The following is an 18789-nucleotide window of genomic DNA, read 5'->3' as shown; positions in this document are numbered from 1 at the left end:
ATAGTGCGCATCCACGGACGCGGGGTGGAGCAGCCTGGTAGCTCGTCGGGCTCATAACCCGAAGGTCGTCGGTTCAAATCCGGCCCCCGCAACCAATTACAATGAGAATGCAAGTTTAGACGGACGCGGGGTGGAGCAGCCTGGTAGCTCGTCGGGCTCATAACCCGAAGGTCGTCGGTTCAAATCCGGCCCCCGCAACCAACTTAATGAACACCCTTACGGGTGTTTTTTTGTATCTGTCGTCTGGTCCGCAACGACAGTGCGGGCAGCATCCTACTTACCCGCGCAATAAACTCGCCGTCATCTCAGGTTAACTTCTTCTCGCCAGCGTCGCCCCATCGGCAAAATACGCTTTAATGCCCGCCAGAATCGACTCTGCGACCTGTTGCTGGAACGTCGCGGTCTTGAGCTTGCGTTCTTCTTCAATGTTACTGATAAACGCCGTCTCGACCAGAATAGACGGAATATCGGGCGCCTTTAACACCGCAAACCCCGCCTGCTCGACCTTGTTTTTATGCAGGTCATTAATTTTACCAAGCTGCTTCAACACCGCTTTACCGAATTTCAAACTATCGGCAATGGTCAGCGATTGCACCATATCGAACATCGTATGGTCGACATAACGGTCACCGCTTTTGCTCACTCCGCCAATTAAGTCCGAGGCGTTCTGCGTTTGCGCCAGATATTTCGCCGCGGTACTGGTGGCGCCTTTGGTCGATAGCGCGAATACGGATGAACCGCTAGGCTGCCGGCTGGTGAAGGCATCCGCATGAATAGAGACAAACAGGTCGGCGCGCTGTTTCTGCGCTTTCGCCACCCGGACTTTTAACGGAATGAAGATGTCTTCATTGCGCGTCATATAGACCCTCATGTTGCCTTCTTTTTCGATCAACGCGCGCAGGCGGCGGGCTATCTGGAGCACCACGTCTTTTTCACGTGTTTTGTATTTGCCTATCGCGCCGGGGTCTTCGCCGCCGTGTCCCGGATCAAGCATAATAACAATGGGGCGGTCGCGCCCCGCTTTACCGGGCTGCGGCCCGCTTTGCGAAGGCGGCACCTGCTTATCCAGATCGCCTTTATTGTAGTCTTCCAGCAGCGCCAGCAGCGGATCCTGCATATCCTGCGCATTGGCAGGATAAAGATCCATCACCAGACGTTCTTTAAAGCCTGCCACAGGCGCCAGCGCAAATAGCTGCGGCTTCACGTTTTGTTTTAGCTCAAAGACCATACGCACAGTCTTAGGATCAAACTGCCCTACCCTTGCGGATTTGATATACGGATCGTCGCTGCGAATCTGCGCGCCAATGCCTTTAAGCACCGAGTTCAGATTCACATCCTCAATATCTACTACCACGCGGTCCGGGTTACTTAAGGCAAATTGTTTATATTTCAGCAGACGATTCGACTCTACCGTGACGCGGGTATAGCTGGACGCAGGCCAGATACGCACCGCAACGACCTGGCTTACGGCAGCCAGCCCGACCTGGCTCACGCTTAATAGCCACATGGCGCCCGCGCCTTGTAGTAAACGGCGACGGCTGATTGCTGAATTGGCTCCCGACATGCTTCTCCCGAGCAAAAACTAAATAGAGATCATACAAAGTTCATCCAAATTGACCGGAAACTTTAGCGAATGACGCATAATCTGTCATCTATAAAAGGGTAAACATTCTTTTTATATTCACGGCATTACTAAGAAAAGCGATCGGACCGCATAAAATTTACGCTTGCACAGAGGGCAAAAACAGAATAAAAATACACTAATTTCGAATAATAATTCAATAGTGGGGCGCGCAATGATAAAGGAACGTAAAACCGAACTGGTAGAAGGGTTTCGCCATTCAGTTCCCTATATCAATACCCATCGCGGAAAAACCTTTGTCATTATGCTCGGCGGCGAAGCCATTGAGCATGACAATTTTTCCAGCATCGTTAGCGATATCGGGCTACTGCATAGCCTCGGTATTCGCCTTGTCGTGGTGTATGGCGCGCGACCGCAAATCGACGCCAATCTGGCCGCGCATCATCATGAACCGATTTACCACAAAAACACGCGGGTGACGGACGCCAAAGCACTGGAGCTGGTGAAACAGGCCGCCGGTTTACTCCAGCTTGATATTACCGCCCGTCTGTCGATGAGTCTGAACAATACGCCGTTGCAGGGCGCGCACATTAATGTCGTCAGCGGCAATTTCACCATTGCGCAGCCGCTGGGCGTTGATGATGGCGTGGACTACTGTCATAGCGGCCGTATCCGGCGCATTGATGAAGATGCGATCAACCGCCAGTTGGATAACGGCGCGATCGTTCTGATGGGGCCGGTCGCCGTCTCAGTGACCGGTGAAAGTTTTAATCTGACCTCAGAAGAGATTGCCACTCAACTCGCCGTTAAACTGAAAGCGGAAAAAATGATCGGTTTCTGTTCTTCTCAGGGCGTTACCAATAGCGAGGGCGGCATCATTTCTGAACTCTTCCCGAATGAAGCACAGGCGCGGGTGGAAGAGTTGGAAGCGCAGGGCGATTACAACTCCGGAACCGTACGTTTTTTGCGCGGCGCGGTAAAAGCCTGTCGTAGCGGCGTTCGTCGTTGCCATCTGATCAGCTATCAGGAAGATGGCTCGCTATTACAGGAATTGTTCTCGCGTGACGGTATCGGTACGCAGATCGTCATGGAGAGCGCCGAGCAGATCCGCCGCGCTACCATCAACGATATTGGCGGTATTCTGGAGCTTATCCGCCCACTGGAGCAGCAGGGCATTCTGGTACGCCGCTCCCGTGAACAACTGGAGATGGAGATCGATAAATTTACCATTATTCAGCGCGATAATATGACTATCGCCTGCGCGGCGCTGTATCCTTTTGTGGAAGAGAAAATAGGCGAAATGGCCTGCGTAGCGGTGCATCCGGATTATCGCAGCTCATCGCGTGGAGAAGTGCTTCTGGAGCGGGTTGCCGCCCAGGCGCGGCAAATGGGGCTGAGTAAATTGTTTGTGCTGACGACGCGCAGTATTCACTGGTTCCAGGAGCGCGGTTTCACGCCTGTCGATATTGAGTTACTGCCTGAGAGCAAGAAAAAAATGTATAACTATCAGCGACGTTCAAAGGTGCTGATGGCGGATTTAGGATAACAAGAGGGGCCTGATGGCGCTGCGCTTATCAGGCCTACGCTCGAAAGCATCATTTGGAGGCCGGATAAGACGCTACGCGTCGCCATCCGGCGAGAACTCGTCTTATCCGGTACGACTGACTTCATCAAATAAGGTGGCTAATCCGCTGCGCCGCTCCGTGCGCGTCACAATCGCGCCTGCCAGGATCCGTTCATCGGCATACAGCGATAACCGCCGCCGCGCCCGCGTAACAGCGGTATACACCAGCTCCCGCGTCACGACCGGCGAACGCTGGCTGGGTAAAATCAGCGCGGCGTGATCAAATTCAGACCCCTGAGATTTATGTACCGTCATCGCCCAGGTTGTATCATGTTCCGGCAGACGGCTGGGCTGAACGGACTTGATCGTGCCGTCCGGCATCACAAACCAGACGCGTAACCCCTGCCCGCGATCGAGCGCAATACCAATATCGCCGTTAAATAGCCCCAACGCGCTATCGTTGCGCGCAATCATTACCGGACGCCCTTCATACCAGCGAGAATGCGGGTGCCGCTGAATTTTTCGTTGCTGCACCATCGCCTGCTCAATGCGGTCATTCAGTCCCCTCACGCCAAATGGGCCTTCACGCAGCGCGCAAAGCAGTTGATACTCATTGAAAGCCTGAAGGATTGCCTCCGGCGTCGCTTTCTCATGCAGCAACCGCAGGTAGCGACCATAGCCCGCCAGCGCTTCATCCAGCATCCCGGCATAATCGTCGCTGCTTTGCAATGTACGCTTCTCTATATCGCTAAACCCCTGCTGAAAAACAGCCTGGATTGCCGACCTGTCGCCGCAGTTAATCGCCGCCGCCAGCTTGCCGATGCCAGAATCGCTGCCGAAACGATAGCTCTTTTGCAACAAACAGAGGCTATCGCGTAAAGATGCGGCTTGCGTTCCGGCCCCCGCCGGAATGGCGCTCCCTGTTAGTCGACTTAACTGTCGGGCGCGTTCCGCCGTAAATCCTGCGTTGACATAGGCGCAAATATCGCCCAACACAGCGCCCGCCTCAACGGATGCCAACTGATCGCGATCGCCAAGAAAAATGACCCGCCCATGAGGCGGTAGAGCGTCAATCAAACGTGACATCATCGGCAAATCAATCATTGATGCTTCATCGACCACCAGCACGTCCAGATGCAGCGGGTTGCCCGCATGATGGCGTAATCGCTGGCTGCCGGGCTGTGCGCCCAGCAGTCGGTGCAGCGTACTGGCGTCCTCCGGTATACGCTTTTTCTGCGCATCGGTAAGAGGAAGCTGACGCAACGCCGCGCCGAGCGACTCCGTCAGGCGTGCGGCCGCTTTCCCGGTCGGCGCCGCCAGCCGGATACGGCAACGTTCGCCATCCGCCATTTGAATTAATGCCGCCAGCAGCTTCGCGACGGTGGTGGTTTTACCGGTGCCGGGACCGCCTGAAATCACGGAGATACGGCGAGTTAGCGCTACGGCGGCGGCCACCTTTTGCCAGTTCACCTCGTCTGTCGGAGGGAATAGCGCGTCCAGAATACGGGATAACTGATCTTCATCTACGGCGATGGCCTGGTTAACCTCGTTAAAAAAGCGCGCAACCGTACGTTCGTTGCACCACATGCGATTCAGGTAGAGACGCTCGCCGCACAGAATTAACGGCGCGGGGCTATCGCCGCAGCTAACCGCCGCAGACGCCAGTAACCGCTTTTTCCAGTCGATTGGCGTAGCCGTTTCGCTTATCCAGGCGACCAGTAAGGGATGCGCCTCCTCCGTTAACGTTAAACGCGACAACGGCAGACACACGTGACCTTCACCTGCGTCATGACTAAGCAGCGCTGCCGCCAGCGTCACGGCGGGATCGTCGTTACCGGCGACGGTTAAAGCAAACTGGGCATCAATGGGCCGTAATAGTTTTTGTCCAACGGCCTCCAGCAACCGCTCCTGGATTGTCATTGCGCCTCCTCACTCATTTCACCTGCAAACATATCATCCAGTTGGTTAATTAACGCCGCCGCAGGGCGAGTGGTAAAAATACCCTGCTGCGGACGTTCGCTATCCACCCCGCGTAAAAAGAGATAGATGACGCCGCCGAAATGGCGTTCATAGTCGTAATTCGCCATTCGATGACGAAGGTAACGATGCAATGCCAGCGTATAAAGCTGGTACTGCAAATCATAGCGATGCGCCTGCATCGCCGCAGCCATCGCCGTCTGGGTATAAGCGGCGCTATCCTCGCCCAGCCAGTTAGATTTATAGTCGAGCAGGTAATAGCGCCCCTCATAACGGAACACCAGGTCGATAAAGCCCTTTAACATGCCGCGAACCTGCATGAAATCCAGAGCAGGGCAACCTGCTGAAAGCGGGTCGTATCGACGAATCAACGCATCCAGCTCTCCGGCGGTAAGCGGCTGGGCAATCGGCAGATAAAACTCCATTTCGACCTGTTTTTCACGCCCGGTCAGCACGCTCAGACTAACGCCCGTCTCGTTAAGGGGAACGTGCAACACGGTGTCCAGCCAGCGGGTAAGTACGGGCTCCCATCGCGTTTCAAAACCACTCAGCTCCAGTTTTTCCTGTACCCATTGGGGGTCTATCGGTTGAGTAAAATCAAGCTCTTCAAACAGGCTGTGCAAAAATGTTCCCGGCGATGCCCCGCGAGGAAAGTGATGCGGCGTCATTGCCGGCGCTTCCGCCGCTTCGCCAACGCCTGCGGCGTCAATGTCGAGACGAGGAATAAGATCTTGCGCCACGCTATGTCCCCGCTGCTGCAAACCGGAATAACTGGTGACGCGCCAGCTATCATAAAGCAGGCGTTGCAGCGTTCTGGCGCTGAGTTCCGCGTGCGATGCAGCGGCAATTTGCCAGCGGTCGTTATCCGTATTGCCTGGCGTTCGACACACGATATCCTCGTCGCATAGCGCCTCAATACAGGCGCGAAGGCCTGCGGCATCCATCGGTTCGCCTTTTTGCAGGAGTCGCCCAAGCGCGCTTTGGTGCACATCCGTCTCGCCTTTCTTATCGCTGCGACGCCGTACCAGCGGCGCGACGCCGAGGCTGCAATGCCACACTGCACGGGTCAGCGCGACATAAAGTAGGCGCAGGTCTTCCGCCAGGCGCTCGGCTTCCGCCAGTGCTACGCTCTCTTCGGCGTGACTAAGGTCCAGCACCGCCTCGTAGGAGTGCCTGTCGTGATAAAAAGCCTGGTCCTGCACGCGGAAATGGGTGATAAAAGGTAGCCAGACCAGCGGGTATTCCAGACCTTTCGATTTATGAATGGTGACGATTTGCACCAGATGCTTATCGCTTTCCAGACGTAGTTGCTGGCTGGAAGCATTGCTATCGGGTTCAAGGATATGCTGCGCCAGCCAACGCACCAGCGCATGTTCGCTTTCCAGCTGCGAACCGGCTTCCTGTAACAGCTCGCTAATATGCAAAATATCCGTCAGCCGACGTTCGCCTCCCGCCGTCGCCAGCAGGTTTTCAGCAATATTGCGCGCCGACATTAGCGCGCGCAGCATAGGCATCACGCCGCGTTTATGCCAAATCTGTCGGTAGCCATCAAACTCTTCGACAACCGCATCCCACGCATTTTCATCATTGTTAAGCGTTTCGATATCCAGCGCGGTAAGGCCCATCATTGATGTCGCCAGAGCGCTACGCAGCGTATTCTCACGTTCGGGCGCCATCACCGCCTGCAACACCCACAGCATCTCCTGCGCTTCGAGCGTTTCGAATACGCTGTCGCGGTTAGAAAGATAGACGGAGGGGATCGCCAGTAAGGTCAGCGCATCCCGTATCAGCGCGGCTTCCCGCCTGCTGCGCACCAGCACGCTGATATCCGAGGCACGAACGGGCCGCGACGAATCGCCGTTCGTCAGCAGCGCGTCGCCCGTTTGCCCGGCACGCAGCCAGTCGCGAATTTGTGTGGCGCACACCTGCGCCATATAACTTTGATAATCGCCCGAACCGCAGCTTTCTCCCTCCATTAGCCACAGGGTCATCGCCGGTTGAGGCGCGTCATTCACTTTAAATTGCAGCGACTGGTTTCTGGGCGCAAACTTTACCGGACTGAAGGGAATATCGCGGAACATAAAGGCGTCGTTCATCTGACTGAACAGCTTGTTAACGCTATTCACCATCCCCGGCGCGGAGCGCCAGTTAGTGTCAAGCGTATAGTGCGCGCTCACTTCGCTGCGAGCCTTCATGTAGGTAAAGATATCCGCGCCACGAAACGCATAAATCGCCTGTTTAGGATCGCCAATCAGCAATAGCGCCGTATCGGGTTGATGTCGCCAGATACGGCGAAAAATACGGTACTGTTGTGGGTCGGTATCCTGAAATTCATCGATCATCGCCACCGGAAAACGGGTACGAATCGCCGCAGCCAGCGCCTCGCCGCTTTCACTACGCAGCGCGGTATCTAAACGGCTGAGCATATCGTCAAACCCCAGCTCGCCGCGCCGGCGTTTTTCCTGAGCCACCGTTTCACGGATCTCTGATAGCGCTCGGGTAAGAACCAGATCTTTAATCGATAGCGGTTCGCCCAACAGGTTATCAATGGCGACAAACAATGGGTGCTGGGGCGTCACGCCGCCAGCTTTGGTGCGCTCAGCTAAAAAACGCTGTGAAAATTTTCCCAACGCCTCGGGTAATTGATAGTTTTTCGTCTCTTCTTGCGCCCACGCGGTGATCTTTTCGATCCATTTCGCCTGATTGCCGCGGTTGAACTTTCTGCGATCGATGCCGGATGATTCGATCAGCGCGTCCAGCTCGCTAACCGCCTCACACCACTGCTGCTTCACCTGGTTGATGCGCGCCAGGATCTGTTCATGACGCGATGCCAGCGTCTCCTCCTGCGATGGCGGCGCTTTAATGACCGGCGCTTCGCCCTGCAGATAACGATCGATATCCTTTAAGAGCGCCTTCGGTCCCTTCCACACGTCAAACACCACCTGCGCGATGTCGCGCGGCAGCGGATAGCAATGACGCCGCCAGAAATCGGCGCAGGCCTGATAACGCAACAAAGATTCGTCTTCAATAAGCTGTTGCTCAAACAACATACCGGATTCGAAAGCGTTCAGGCTGAGCATACGCTGGCAAAAACCGTGGATGGTAAAAACCGCGGCCTCGTCCATTTGTCGTTCCGCCAGTAATAACCACTGCGCGGCCTGCTTTTTGTCGCTAATTTCTTCCAGCAAGCGGGCATACAGCGGATTATCCGTGCTTTCCCGCAGACAGGCGATGCGCAACTCATGGATATTACTGCGGATTCGCCCACGCAGCTCTTCAGTGGCGGCCTCCGTAAAGGTTACCACCAGCAGTTCTTCAACGGTCAACGGACGGGGAAATGCGGCACTGCCGCCTAAACCGAGCAGTAGCCGCAGATACAGCGCCGCGATAGTAAACGTTTTGCCTGTGCCCGCTGATGCTTCAATCAAACGCTCGCCTGTAAGGGGCAAGCGCAGAGGATCAAGAGTCTCGGCGACATCATTCATTCTTTTCGCTCATTAGAGGTAACGTTTGCTGCAATGCGCTGACGTTATCCCACACTTTCCAGCCTGTCGGATGCACGTATTCTGCTTTTCCATTCTGGCTACCGGCAATCTGTGACAATATTGCCATACCTTGTGGTTCCACCACCGCCTGGTGGAAGAAGTCGGCAATCTTTTGTGGCGTCAGCAATTTTATCTGAGCGATGATTTTATCACGCGAGTCAAAGCGCATATTACCCCGATCGAAATCCTTGCTTAAACGGGATGCTTCTTCGCCCAACGTTTGCGGCGCCTGGCGCATTTGCGTAATGATCGCCTGCTGAATTTGGGCGAACTCTTCCGGCTTCATCGCCCTCAGCTTCGCCTCGGCGTCAGGGAAAAATGCCTGATAGCGTTGCCACAGGTAAGAGGGCTGTTTATCGTTGCTCTGTAGCAGGAACCCCATTCCCCACTGACGGCCAACGCTCATCGGAAAGGCGAAAACAGCGTATCCCAGTTGCTCTTCGGTTCGTAGCTGATTGTAAAACCACGGTTGAACAATCTGACCTAACATCGCGCTGTAGGCGGCGCTGACGTACTCGTCGTAGCCGACCGGGACAAAGACCGCGGCTAACGCGGAGTCGGTGCTACTGCCCGCTTTTTCAAATATTACGGACTGCTTTTTCTCAACCACCACGTCTTTGTTACGACACCACGCCGATCCGTTCGCCGCGAGCTGTTTTTGAACATCTTGCGCCAGAGAGGTCGCCTGGGCTTCGCTCATATTCCCTATAACCAGAAATTCCGGACGAGCGCCCGTTTTTAACGCATTACGATAGGCCATCACCTCTTTTAACGTAATGGACGGCAGCAAAGCGCGACGTTCATCACGGGAAAAATAAGGCACCTGCGAAATCATCTGCACCGGCATAATCGCCTGTTCGTAGGCTTTTCCCTTCTCCGCAGAATCCATCATCTGCGTATACCAGGATTTCGCCTGCGCCAGCTGTTCCTCCGTGGCGTCGTAGCTAAAATATCCTTCCAGCAACGCCAGGAAAAGCTGCGGCAAACGCTGGGTATAACCGTTCGCAGTGACCATCAGACCATTGTTGGCGTTAGTGGAAAAGCTAATGCCGCCCACTGCCGCCTGGTTGCTGAGCTGATCGAGCGCCATTCCCGCCAGATAATCATTAAGGGCGAACAGTACCTGATTGCGGGCGCTGTCCATCGCCTGCGGGTTACGCAATACCACGCTCACGTCAGCTTTTGGCTCGCTGGCGAAATAACGACTCGGCGCATAAACCACGCGCAAATCCGCTTTATCGACAATCAGTTCTGGCCGCACGTAGTTTTTGTCATTCTTAACAAGCGTGAAATCATCAGGAATATAGGGGTTTAACTCCGGCAGCGACAACGCAATGCTCTGTGCTTTTTGCTGCCAGTTTTTAAACGTCTGTTCGCTAATCTTATCGACCTGATAAGGCGCATCCACAAAATACGCCGTCTTATTATGGGGTTCCTGGGGACTGATGTACCAGATGCGCGCATTCTGCGGCGTCATCATCGCCAGGCGATTTTTGATAGCGGCAGGATCGTAACGATCGGCGATATTCGCCGCATCCAGCGTATGCGCTACCGGGACGCGGATCATAGTGTCCGCCAGCCATTCGACATAGTCCATATCGCGGGTAATCGACGGATAGCGGAAGTCGAGATCCAGCACATGCGCCAGCTCGTCAAAGTAACGTTTATCTATCCCTTTTTCACGTAACGTATTGAGATAGCTGAAAATAGCCGCGACGACTTCATCACGATTGGCCAAACCTTTATCGGTCAGCGTTGCCGAAATGGCAAATACGCCGCTGTTACCATTAACAATCGGATCGGAATCCGCGCTAATACCTTCGACCAGTCCTTGTTTTTGCAGCCAGTCAGAGAGCGTCCCCGGGCTACGATTGCCAATCAGATAAGAGACCAGTTCATCGGTCTTGCTACGGAACTGCGCGCTATTGTTATCAATACGAAACTCCACGCGCAGCACTTTACGCGGTAGCGCCGGCACGTAATGAATAATGATGCCCTTCTGCGCCTCGGTGATGACAGGTACGGTAATTTCCGGTTTTTTAATCTGTTTATTCGGCACGCGACCATAGGTTGCGGCGGCAATACTCGCCAGTTCCGGCAAGGGTTTATTACTGTAAATCACCGCCTTCATCAGATTAGATGAATAGTATTTTTCATGAAAAGCGATCAACGCCTGTTGCACCGGATTTCCCGGCTTATCGCTTAGCGTTTCCAGATTGCCGCCAGAAAAGTGCGAGCCTGGATGCGCCGGGTTAATGGTTTCGGCGCTTACCTGCGCCATACGCATACCGTCGCGGGTGCGCGCCATCGTCAGCTCGGCATTCACCGCGTTTCGTTCGCGTTCGGCATACTTTTTATTGAGCAATGGCGCGGCAATGGCGTCGGCCAGTCGATCTACGGCACCTGGAAGCGCGTCGTTTTCAACCTCCAGGTAGAAGGCTGTTCGATAAGGCGCGGTGCTGGCGTTGTGGCTACCGCCATGTCTTTTAAGGTATTCGGCAAGGCTATCCGCCTGCGGATATTTTTTTGACCCCATCAGGCACATATGCTCAAGATAATGAGCAAGCCCCTGATGAGCCTCAGGATCTTCAAGCGATCCAACGGGCACCACTAACGCTGAAAGCGACTTTACAGCCTGCGGATCGGATACCAGCAACACCACCATGTCATTATCAAGACGTATCGCCTGATACTGCCGGGTATCTTTATCGCTTTTACGGATAGTTTCTTGCAGCGGTTGCCAACCGATATCCGCCTGAACTGCAGGCCCCCAGAGGGCGACCAATAACAATAACGCTTTGAACCAGGTGCTGCGGGGCATTCACGGACCTCATCATTAACTTTCATTCCCACTCATCTGTATGGTCACGTAAACCATCGACCTGAGCGGAACGGGATATTATTGTGCTGAACCAGGCAGCATTTTTTATCAGTAATCAGTCCGTGACGAAGAGCGCATCATAGTCGAAGCCTTTTAATGGCGCGATTTTCATACAATCAACGAGACTGATTAAAACGAAACAGCGGTAACAGGTAATGCCGTGACTGCGCAATGATAGCCTGCAACGTTTCAGATTCCAGCTGACGCCAAAGACGTTGATACCAGATATCTTCGCCTTCGCCGCTCACCATCATGTTGCCTTCATAAGCCTGTAGAAACTTTGTTCTGGCCTTCTGTAAGGTGTCATCGTCGTCTAACATGACATCATTTTCAGCGTCATAACAGGCTTTTATCCATGCGCCGCCGCTTTCCGGCAGTACCAATAGCGGAGAAGACATGCCTTCCCGGTAGCCTTCAATCAGTTGCGCCAGGTAAGCCATTGCCTGCGTTTTATCAAGAGGCGGAAATCGCCACTCTCCCTCTTTGCGCAAAAACAGGCGACTTTCGCCACTCCCGCCGCTGGCACAATAGACAAGGTGTTCCAGCCAAAGTTGCACACCTTGCGCCACGCTGATTAAAGCGGGACGCCAGCGCAATAATCCATCCTCCTGTACCTGCGGTAGCCAGCCGGTTAGCTGAACGCCATTGCAAAGCAGATCCACTTCCAGGCTTTGGCTCGGCTTACGACAGGCGATAACCCGGCTTGCCAGTTGCTGCATCTCCTGACATTGCGCATCCCAGAATATTTCGCCAAACGCGCCGTAAGGCAACTCTCCCGCAGCCCGGAAACGGCGGAACAAGCGTTCGGCATCGTCCTCTTCAACCAGCGTATTGAGCAACTGTTGGTTAAGTTGATATCGCGTCAATCCCTCTAATTCAAACGGTTCCGCATCAGGAATCTCACTCTCTTCCGAGCGGAAATTAACCTGAAGCCGCATCTGAAAAAATGCGCGTACCGGATGGGCCCAAAAACGCTGCAGACTTTCCAGAGTCAATGTTTCCGGCATCGTAAAAGGAAGCGGCTGCACAAAGTCAGAATGCGCTTTTCCCGACTGACTCGCCGCGGGCAACCACTCTCTGGCATAACTTTGCTGTTCGCCGGGTTGGTAATTTTGCGCATCAAAAGGCATACGGGTATGCAGACGCGTAATATGCGCTTTGACTCGTGCTTCGCTCTCATCACAGGTCAGTGTTTCGTCGCCCGGCAAATAGTGGCTTTGCCCGATGTAATCCACCAATTCTTGCACAAGTACAGAGGGAAAGCGTTCGCTATTATCCTGGATGGAGCGACCGATGTAGCTGATATACAGCGTCTGCTGTGCCGAAATTAACGCTTCCAGAAACAGGTAGCGGTCATCGTCGCGACGGCTACGATCCCCGCGCATGGGTTTTTGGCTCATCAGGTCAAAGCCCAACGGCGCAAGCTGGCGCGGGTATACGCCGTCGTTCATTCCCAGCAGGCAAACGACTCTGAACGGAATGGAACGCATCGGCATCAGCGTACAAATATTGATGGGGCCCGCCAGGAAGCGCTGGCTAATACGTTCCTGATCCAGACGCTGCGCCAGCTCATCCCGCAGTAGCGAAATCGGTACCGCGTCGCCATATTCCGCCGCGACGCCTTCGGCGATAATGGCCTGCCACTGCTGTTCAATCAATGTCATTGCCGCTTCCGTGTCCGCATCGGGCAGGAAGAAATCATTGAGCATATCGCGACAAACGGGCAACCACTCTTCCAGCGGTCGCTCCTGCGCCAGACCGCGCCGCCAGATATTAAGCTGCATCAGCAGCGAAGCCAGATGCCCGACCAGCTCAGCAATCAGACCGCTGGATTCGTCATAAGGCAGAACCGACTGCCACTCGCCCTGGGCGCTTTCCATCGCATACCCCAGCAGCATACGCGTCAGGCCAAATTGCCACGTATGCTGCCCCGTGGCAGGAAGTTCCAGCTCGCGTACGTTGTCATCGTCAATTCCCCAGCGAATGCCTGACTCATTGACCCACAAGCGCAAATAACGCAGCCCTTCTTCGTTGATCGTAAAGCGGGCAGCCAATACCGGTACGTCTAACAACGCCAGAACATCCTCGGAGACGAAGCGGCTGTCCGGTAACGAAAGCAGACTGATAAATGCCTGTAACACCGGATGTGACTGACGCGCCCGCCGATCGGAAATGGCATAAGGCAGATAGCGCTCCGTTGGCGCGCTACCAAATACCGCCTGGATAAACGGGCTATAGCTGTCAATATCAGCCACCATAACGATAATGTCGCGCGGCGTTAGCGTCGGATCGGCTTCCAGCATCGCCAGCAGGCGATCGTGCAGTATTTCCACCTCGCGCTGCGGGCTGTGACAAACGTGAAAAGAGAGGCTGTTATCCTCGGGATCGAGCAGACGCTTATTGTCGCTGCGCGAATACTCCTCAATATTTACGCCCGCCACCGCATGGCTTTCCAGTTCAAGGATATCCGCCTGAATCCGATGCAAAAGATTATCTGGCGTAATATCAACAAACGCATCCAGCTCCTGGCTGTTTTCCAGTTCAGATAGCAGGTAGATATAATCCCGCCCCAGTTTTCCCCATGAGGCCAGTAGCGGATTACCGATATCCTGTTCACCGTCGCTGTTAAATAAGGCTTCCGGATTCTGGTTTTCACGGAACAACGGTAAATGACGGTCTTCAAAACTGTGACGACGCTGGCGAGCCATGAGTTTTGCCAGCCAGGCTGGGTCCTTAATGTCCCCCCAGTAATACCGGCACGGATTAGTAAAAAGGAGATGGATTTCAATATGTTTACCCAGCGCCTGCAATGCGCTGAGATACACTGGCGGTAACGCGGAAATGCCGCAAATAAAAACGCGGGACGGCAACCCTGGCGGGCAGGCGGTCGCGCGCTCCAGCGTCTGAATAAAGCGTTGGTAGAGATTGGCGCGATGCCAACGCGGCTGCCCCAGCGCGGCGGTATATTCCACCAATGCTTTCCACAACGGCGCCTGCCAGTTTTGCGCCTCCCCCAGACCTTCCACGGTTTTTCCCGCTTCCCACTGCGTAAGCCAGTCAGGCCGATAAACCAGATACTGATCGAACAGGTCGGCGGCGCGCGCGGAAAGCTGAAAGAGTTTGCGTTTATCGGTGTCGTCGGTCAGATAATGGCGCAGCAGTACAAACTCATCCTTATCCAGCAACTGCGGCAGCAAGGTCATCAGTTTCCAGCTCATGCTTTGTTTGCTGAAAGCGCTTTCTTTGGGGATATCAGGCAATACGCGGACAAACATCTCCCAGATAAAACTCGCCGGTAACGGAAAAGCGATATTCGCCGCAATACCAAACTTTTGTGAAAGGGTCATCTGCAGCCACTGCGCCATACCCGTGCTTTGTACCAGAATCATTTCTGGTTCAAAGGGATCATCCAGCCGCTCGCGTTCGACGATGAATTCCATCAACGCTTCCAGCACATCCAGACGATTGGAGTGGTAGACCCTTAACATAATTACTCCTGACGATTAACGATTTGGACAATGCAAGCGCGTCATCTGCCCCTGCCTGCCAGAGGGTGAAACCATCGTGACGCTGATGCTGACACATCCCGATTGCGTTGTCTGCATCCGGTTGGCCTTCCAGTCCTCAGCAGGCGAAAATGGATACAGCGCCGTTTGCTGCCACGCCTGCCGCCAGATCTGAAGATACTGGTGTCGCAATGCAAAACTGTGCATTAATACCCGCTGATAGCCTGACAGCGCGGTGACGATCATTACTATTAGAACCATCGCCACTAAAACTTCCGGGAGGCTAAACCCGCGTTGTAAATTCAGGGGATGCGACATAACGCCACCTCTTTTAACGGACAAAAATCGCTCCAGCCGTGGGGAGAAAAGACAATGCTTCCCTGAATGACGTTGCCCAAACGCCATAACGTCATGCCATCATCTTGCGCCGCCATCACCACCTCATCCCCCGATAATCTCCGCAAACAGACCCTCGCTCCTGAAGGGGAATAGCGCCGACATTCCATTTCGGTTACGCCTGACCATAGCTGCCCCCGCCCCCATTCCAGCGCCGACTGTACGAGCGCCTGGCGTTGTATCGCCATGCTCTGCGTCGTTACGCGGGCGGCATAGCTGGCCTGCTGCTGATTTACGCCTTGCAGTAGCAGACTACCCAGAATCAGTATTAAAAGCGCCAGTATTAGCGAAGAAGCGCCACGTTCCCGATTCACAGATTAAATCCCGTTACGCTGTATTGCGCGTCAATAACCGTCTGAGGCTCGGCTTTGCTGGCACCGCGCAGATGCAGCATGAGCACTGGCGAGAATCCCGTTATATCCTGGCGCTCAACGGTAAACGCCGTGATGAGTACCGTATTGGGATCGGTCATTTTTTCCCATCCCTTCCCCTGGCAAGATGTTGCTCCGCGTAATGTCTCCAGAACGTTATCCTTCATACGGAACCCGGTCTGGTCGGCCTCTTTCGCCGGTATGGTATCCCAGACCCCGTTATTATTCCCGTCCCACTGAACGATAACGCATTGCCCCTGTTCGGCAAGATGTAACCCTTCGCCAATGCAGTGGCCATGACAGTAACCCGCACGTTGAAGATGCTTCGCTACGGTATAGGTTCGCTGCCAGATTTCATCTTCCAGCGATAACTGTCGCGTGTTGTGCCAGATCTCACGCTGTAGCGCCGGTAAAAATCGTGCGGACCCAAGCAGTAAAATGGAACCTATCGCCATCGCCAGCACAACCTCCAGTAGCGAGAACCCCCGCGTGGTTATTGACACGTGGCGGCCTCGTTACGCTCACATAGCCTGATTCGCCCCCAGGAAGAGACGACCAGACGCCACTCTCCGGCAGCGTTTTTCAGTACGATGTGCCCTGCCCATGCCGTATTGCGCAGGCCAAAGAAGGCTAACGACGGCGTGATATCGGCAAGGACGACATCACGCCAGTCGGGCGTAAACACAAAGGGGGAAGATGGCGTACACGATGTTTGCGTAGCAACAGAGCTGACAAAGCACCATGAACCACCTTCGCTGACCACGCGAAGAATGTGATCGCGGTTATGCCAGTGAGCGTCCTCACGAAGTTGCAGCAGGTAATCCCGCACCTGACATGCGGTTTGCCACAGGCGCTGTTGCTGTTGCCAGCGTTGCCAGCCATAAAGTCCTGTGGCGCTGAGAATGATAATGAGTGACATCGCGACCACCGTTTCAATGAGCGTATAGCCCTGTTGTTTTTTCATGTCGGCAGTATGGCGGGCGGGGGAAAAATAACGAGCGCCAAATACAGATTGTTCGGCGCGTTACGAGAAAAAGTTCATGTCTTGCAGCGCGTTGCAAAATTTCAGGAATCCGCGCCGAAGATTGAGACGAAGGGTAAAAAAAACCGACGCGCAATGACGTCGGTTATGGCAGGATCGTCAGCGCTTAGATAGCGACCGGCGCTTTAATACCGGGGTGCGGATCATAGCCTTCAATTTCGAAATCATCGAACCGGTAGTCAAAAAGCGAATCGGGTTTACGCTTAATCACCAATTTCGGCAGCGCGCGAGGTTCACGGCTTAATTGCAGGTGCGTCTGCTCCATATGGTTGCTGTACAGGTGCGTGTCGCCGCCGGTCCAGACAAAATCGCCGACGTCCAGGTCGCACTGTTGCGCCATCATATGCACCAGTAACGCGTAGCTGGCAATGTTGAACGGCAGACCGAGGAACACATCGCAGGAGCGCTGATAAAGCTGACAGGAGAGTTTTCCATCTGCGACATAAAACTGGAAAAAGGCGTGACACGGCGCCAGCGCCATCTTATCCAGCTCGCCGACGTTCCACGCAGAAACGATAATACGACGAGAGTCCGGGTCGTTTTTAAGCTGGCTTAAGACCGTGGCGATCTGATCGATATGGCGGCCATCCGGTGTTGGCCATGCACGCCACTGCTTACCATAAACCGGGCCTAAATCGCCGTTCTCATCAGCCCATTCGTCCCAGATGGTGACATTATTTTCGTGCAGGTAAGCGATGTTGGTATCGCCCTGCAAAAACCATAGCAGTTCGTGAATAATTGAACGTAAATGGCAGCGTTTCGTCGTCACCAGAGGAAAGCCTTCCTGCAGGTTAAAACGCATCTGATGGCCAAAAATGGAAAGCGTGCCGGTGCCGGTACGGTCGTTTTTCTGTGTGCCTTCATCCAGCACTTTTTGCATCAGTTCTAAATACTGTTTCATGGTTCCTCAGGAAACGTGTTGCTGCGGGCGGCGGCGATATGCCCAAACCATCATGATCGCGCCAGCGATAATCATCGGGATAGAGAGAATCTGCCCCATGCTGATGTACTGTACCCACGCGCCGGTAAATTGCGCGTCCGGCTGGCGGAAGAATTCAACAATGATACGAAACGCGCCATAGCCAATCAGGAATAATCCGGAGACTGCGCCCATCGGACGCGGTTTGCGAATAAAGAGATTAAGGATGATAAACAGCACCACGCCTTCTAATGCCAGTTCATACAACTGGGAAGGGTGGCGCGGCAATACGCCGTAGGTATCAAAAATAGGCTGCCATTGCGGATGTGACGGCAGCAGCGCAATATCTTCCGCGCGTGAGCCAGGAAAGAGCATGGCAAACCGGAAGTTAGGATCGACGCGCCCCCACAATTCACCGTTGATAAAGTTGCCCAGACGCCCGGCGCCCAGGCCGAACGGAATTAACGGCGCAATAAAATCAGACACCTGAAAGAACGAGCGCTTCGTGCGCCTGGCGAAGATAATCATCACCAGTATCACGCCGATAAGCCCGCCGTGGAAGGACATGCCGCCGTCCCAGACGCGGAATAAATAGAGCGGGTTATCCAGAAACAGAGGGAAGTTATAAAACAGGACATAGCCAATACGCCCCCCCAGGAAGACCCCCAGGAAACCTGCATAGAGTAAATTTTCAACTTCGTTTTTGGTCCAACCGCTTCCCGGACGGTTAGCGCGACGCACCGCCAACCACATCGCGAAAACGAACCCCACCAGATACATCAAGCCATACCAGTGAAGCGCGACGGGCCCAATTGAGAAAATGACCGGATCAAAGTCCGGAAAATGCAGATAGCTACTGGTCATCTGTCACCACAATTTCTTGTTATTTCGCTGAAGAGATAGCGATTGATAAGCGCGCCTGCGCGTTGCAGACGCTCCAAAGGTGCGAATAATAGCACAAGGGTTAAAAGCGAGATGCCGATTACCGTTAAAAGATATGTATACG

Annotated in this window: 12 protein-coding genes and 2 tRNA genes; 3 read left to right on the top strand and 11 right to left on the bottom strand. The window is 54.1% G+C overall.

Annotated elements, in window-relative coordinates; genetic code table 11:
• Positions 1-18 precede the first annotated feature (18 nt).
• Together NA197_RS06440 and NA197_RS06435 are read left to right on the top strand one after the other, a co-directional pair.
• A tRNA-Met gene (locus NA197_RS06440) sits at positions 19-95 on the top strand.
• Between the two features lie 29 nt (positions 96-124).
• Positions 125-201 (top strand) — tRNA-Met (locus tag NA197_RS06435).
• A gap of 109 nt (positions 202-310) precedes the next feature.
• On the opposite strand, the gene amiC is transcribed toward NA197_RS06435, so the two are convergent.
• Complete coding sequence (gene amiC / locus NA197_RS06430; protein ID WP_000011922.1) at positions 311-1564, bottom strand: N-acetylmuramoyl-L-alanine amidase AmiC; 1254 nt, start codon at positions 1562-1564, stop codon at positions 311-313.
• 232 nt (positions 1565-1796) lie between these two features.
• Here amiC and argA point away from each other — a divergent pair, with 232 nt between their 5' ends.
• On the top strand, positions 1797-3128 hold the full coding sequence (argA, locus tag NA197_RS06425) for an amino-acid N-acetyltransferase (RefSeq protein ID WP_000588965.1): 1332 nt from the start codon (positions 1797-1799) through the stop codon (positions 3126-3128).
• A 102-nt stretch (positions 3129-3230) separates the two neighbouring features.
• Here argA and recD read toward each other — a convergent pair whose 3' ends face one another.
• The 10 genes from recD to lgt all read right to left on the bottom strand — a co-directional run bounded on the left by recD (position 3231) and on the right by lgt (position 18647).
• On the bottom strand, positions 3231-5066 hold the full coding sequence (recD, locus tag NA197_RS06420) for an exodeoxyribonuclease V subunit alpha (RefSeq protein ID WP_064043403.1): 1836 nt from the start codon (positions 5064-5066) through the stop codon (positions 3231-3233).
• Positions 5063-8608, bottom strand: a complete 3546-nt coding sequence (gene recB / locus NA197_RS06415) for an exodeoxyribonuclease V subunit beta (protein WP_079849397.1) — start codon at positions 8606-8608, stop codon at positions 5063-5065. The genes recD and recB overlap by 4 nt, the downstream gene beginning before the upstream one ends.
• Positions 8601-11489, bottom strand: a complete 2889-nt coding sequence (ptrA, locus tag NA197_RS06410; RefSeq protein ID WP_064043405.1) for a pitrilysin — start codon at positions 11487-11489, stop codon at positions 8601-8603. The genes recB and ptrA overlap by 8 nt, the downstream gene beginning before the upstream one ends.
• Before the next feature lie 176 nt (positions 11490-11665).
• The gene (gene recC / locus NA197_RS06405; RefSeq protein WP_001582230.1) at positions 11666-15037 is read right to left on the bottom strand and encodes an exodeoxyribonuclease V subunit gamma; all 3372 of its coding nucleotides are present in this window, start codon (positions 15035-15037) and stop codon (positions 11666-11668) included.
• A gap of 15 nt (positions 15038-15052) precedes the next feature.
• The gene (locus NA197_RS06400) at positions 15053-15373 is read right to left on the bottom strand and encodes a prepilin-type N-terminal cleavage/methylation domain-containing protein (RefSeq protein ID WP_000019283.1); all 321 of its coding nucleotides are present in this window, start codon (positions 15371-15373) and stop codon (positions 15053-15055) included.
• Positions 15358-15765 carry a DUF2509 family protein gene (locus NA197_RS06395; RefSeq protein WP_001078535.1) on the bottom strand — a complete coding sequence of 136 codons (408 nt, stop codon included), beginning with the start codon at positions 15763-15765 and terminating at the stop codon, positions 15358-15360. The genes NA197_RS06400 and NA197_RS06395 overlap by 16 nt, the downstream gene beginning before the upstream one ends.
• Positions 15762-16325 (bottom strand): prepilin peptidase-dependent protein, encoded by a 564-nt coding sequence (locus NA197_RS06390; RefSeq protein ID WP_064043407.1) that lies wholly within the window; start codon positions 16323-16325, stop codon positions 15762-15764. Before NA197_RS06390 ends, NA197_RS06395 begins: the two co-directional genes overlap by 4 nt.
• Positions 16316-16786: a prepilin peptidase-dependent protein gene (locus NA197_RS06385; protein ID WP_000744668.1), complete on the bottom strand. Its 471-nt coding sequence runs from the start codon at positions 16784-16786 to the stop codon at positions 16316-16318. The genes NA197_RS06390 and NA197_RS06385 overlap by 10 nt, the downstream gene beginning before the upstream one ends.
• A gap of 184 nt (positions 16787-16970) precedes the next feature.
• Complete coding sequence (thyA, locus tag NA197_RS06380; protein ID WP_000816247.1) at positions 16971-17765, bottom strand: thymidylate synthase; 795 nt, start codon at positions 17763-17765, stop codon at positions 16971-16973.
• 6 nt (positions 17766-17771) lie between these two features.
• Positions 17772-18647 carry a prolipoprotein diacylglyceryl transferase gene (gene lgt, locus NA197_RS06375; protein ID WP_000204647.1) on the bottom strand — a complete coding sequence of 292 codons (876 nt, stop codon included), beginning with the start codon at positions 18645-18647 and terminating at the stop codon, positions 17772-17774.
• Between the last annotated feature and the right edge of the window lie 142 nt (positions 18648-18789).

Origin of the sequence: Salmonella sp. NW884 (assembly GCF_051700745.1) — a bacterium.
Lineage (GTDB): Bacteria > Pseudomonadota > Gammaproteobacteria > Enterobacterales > Enterobacteriaceae > Salmonella > Salmonella enterica.
The sequence above is the reverse complement of the archived record's forward strand: the minus strand, read 5'-3'. Positions and strand labels throughout refer to the sequence as shown.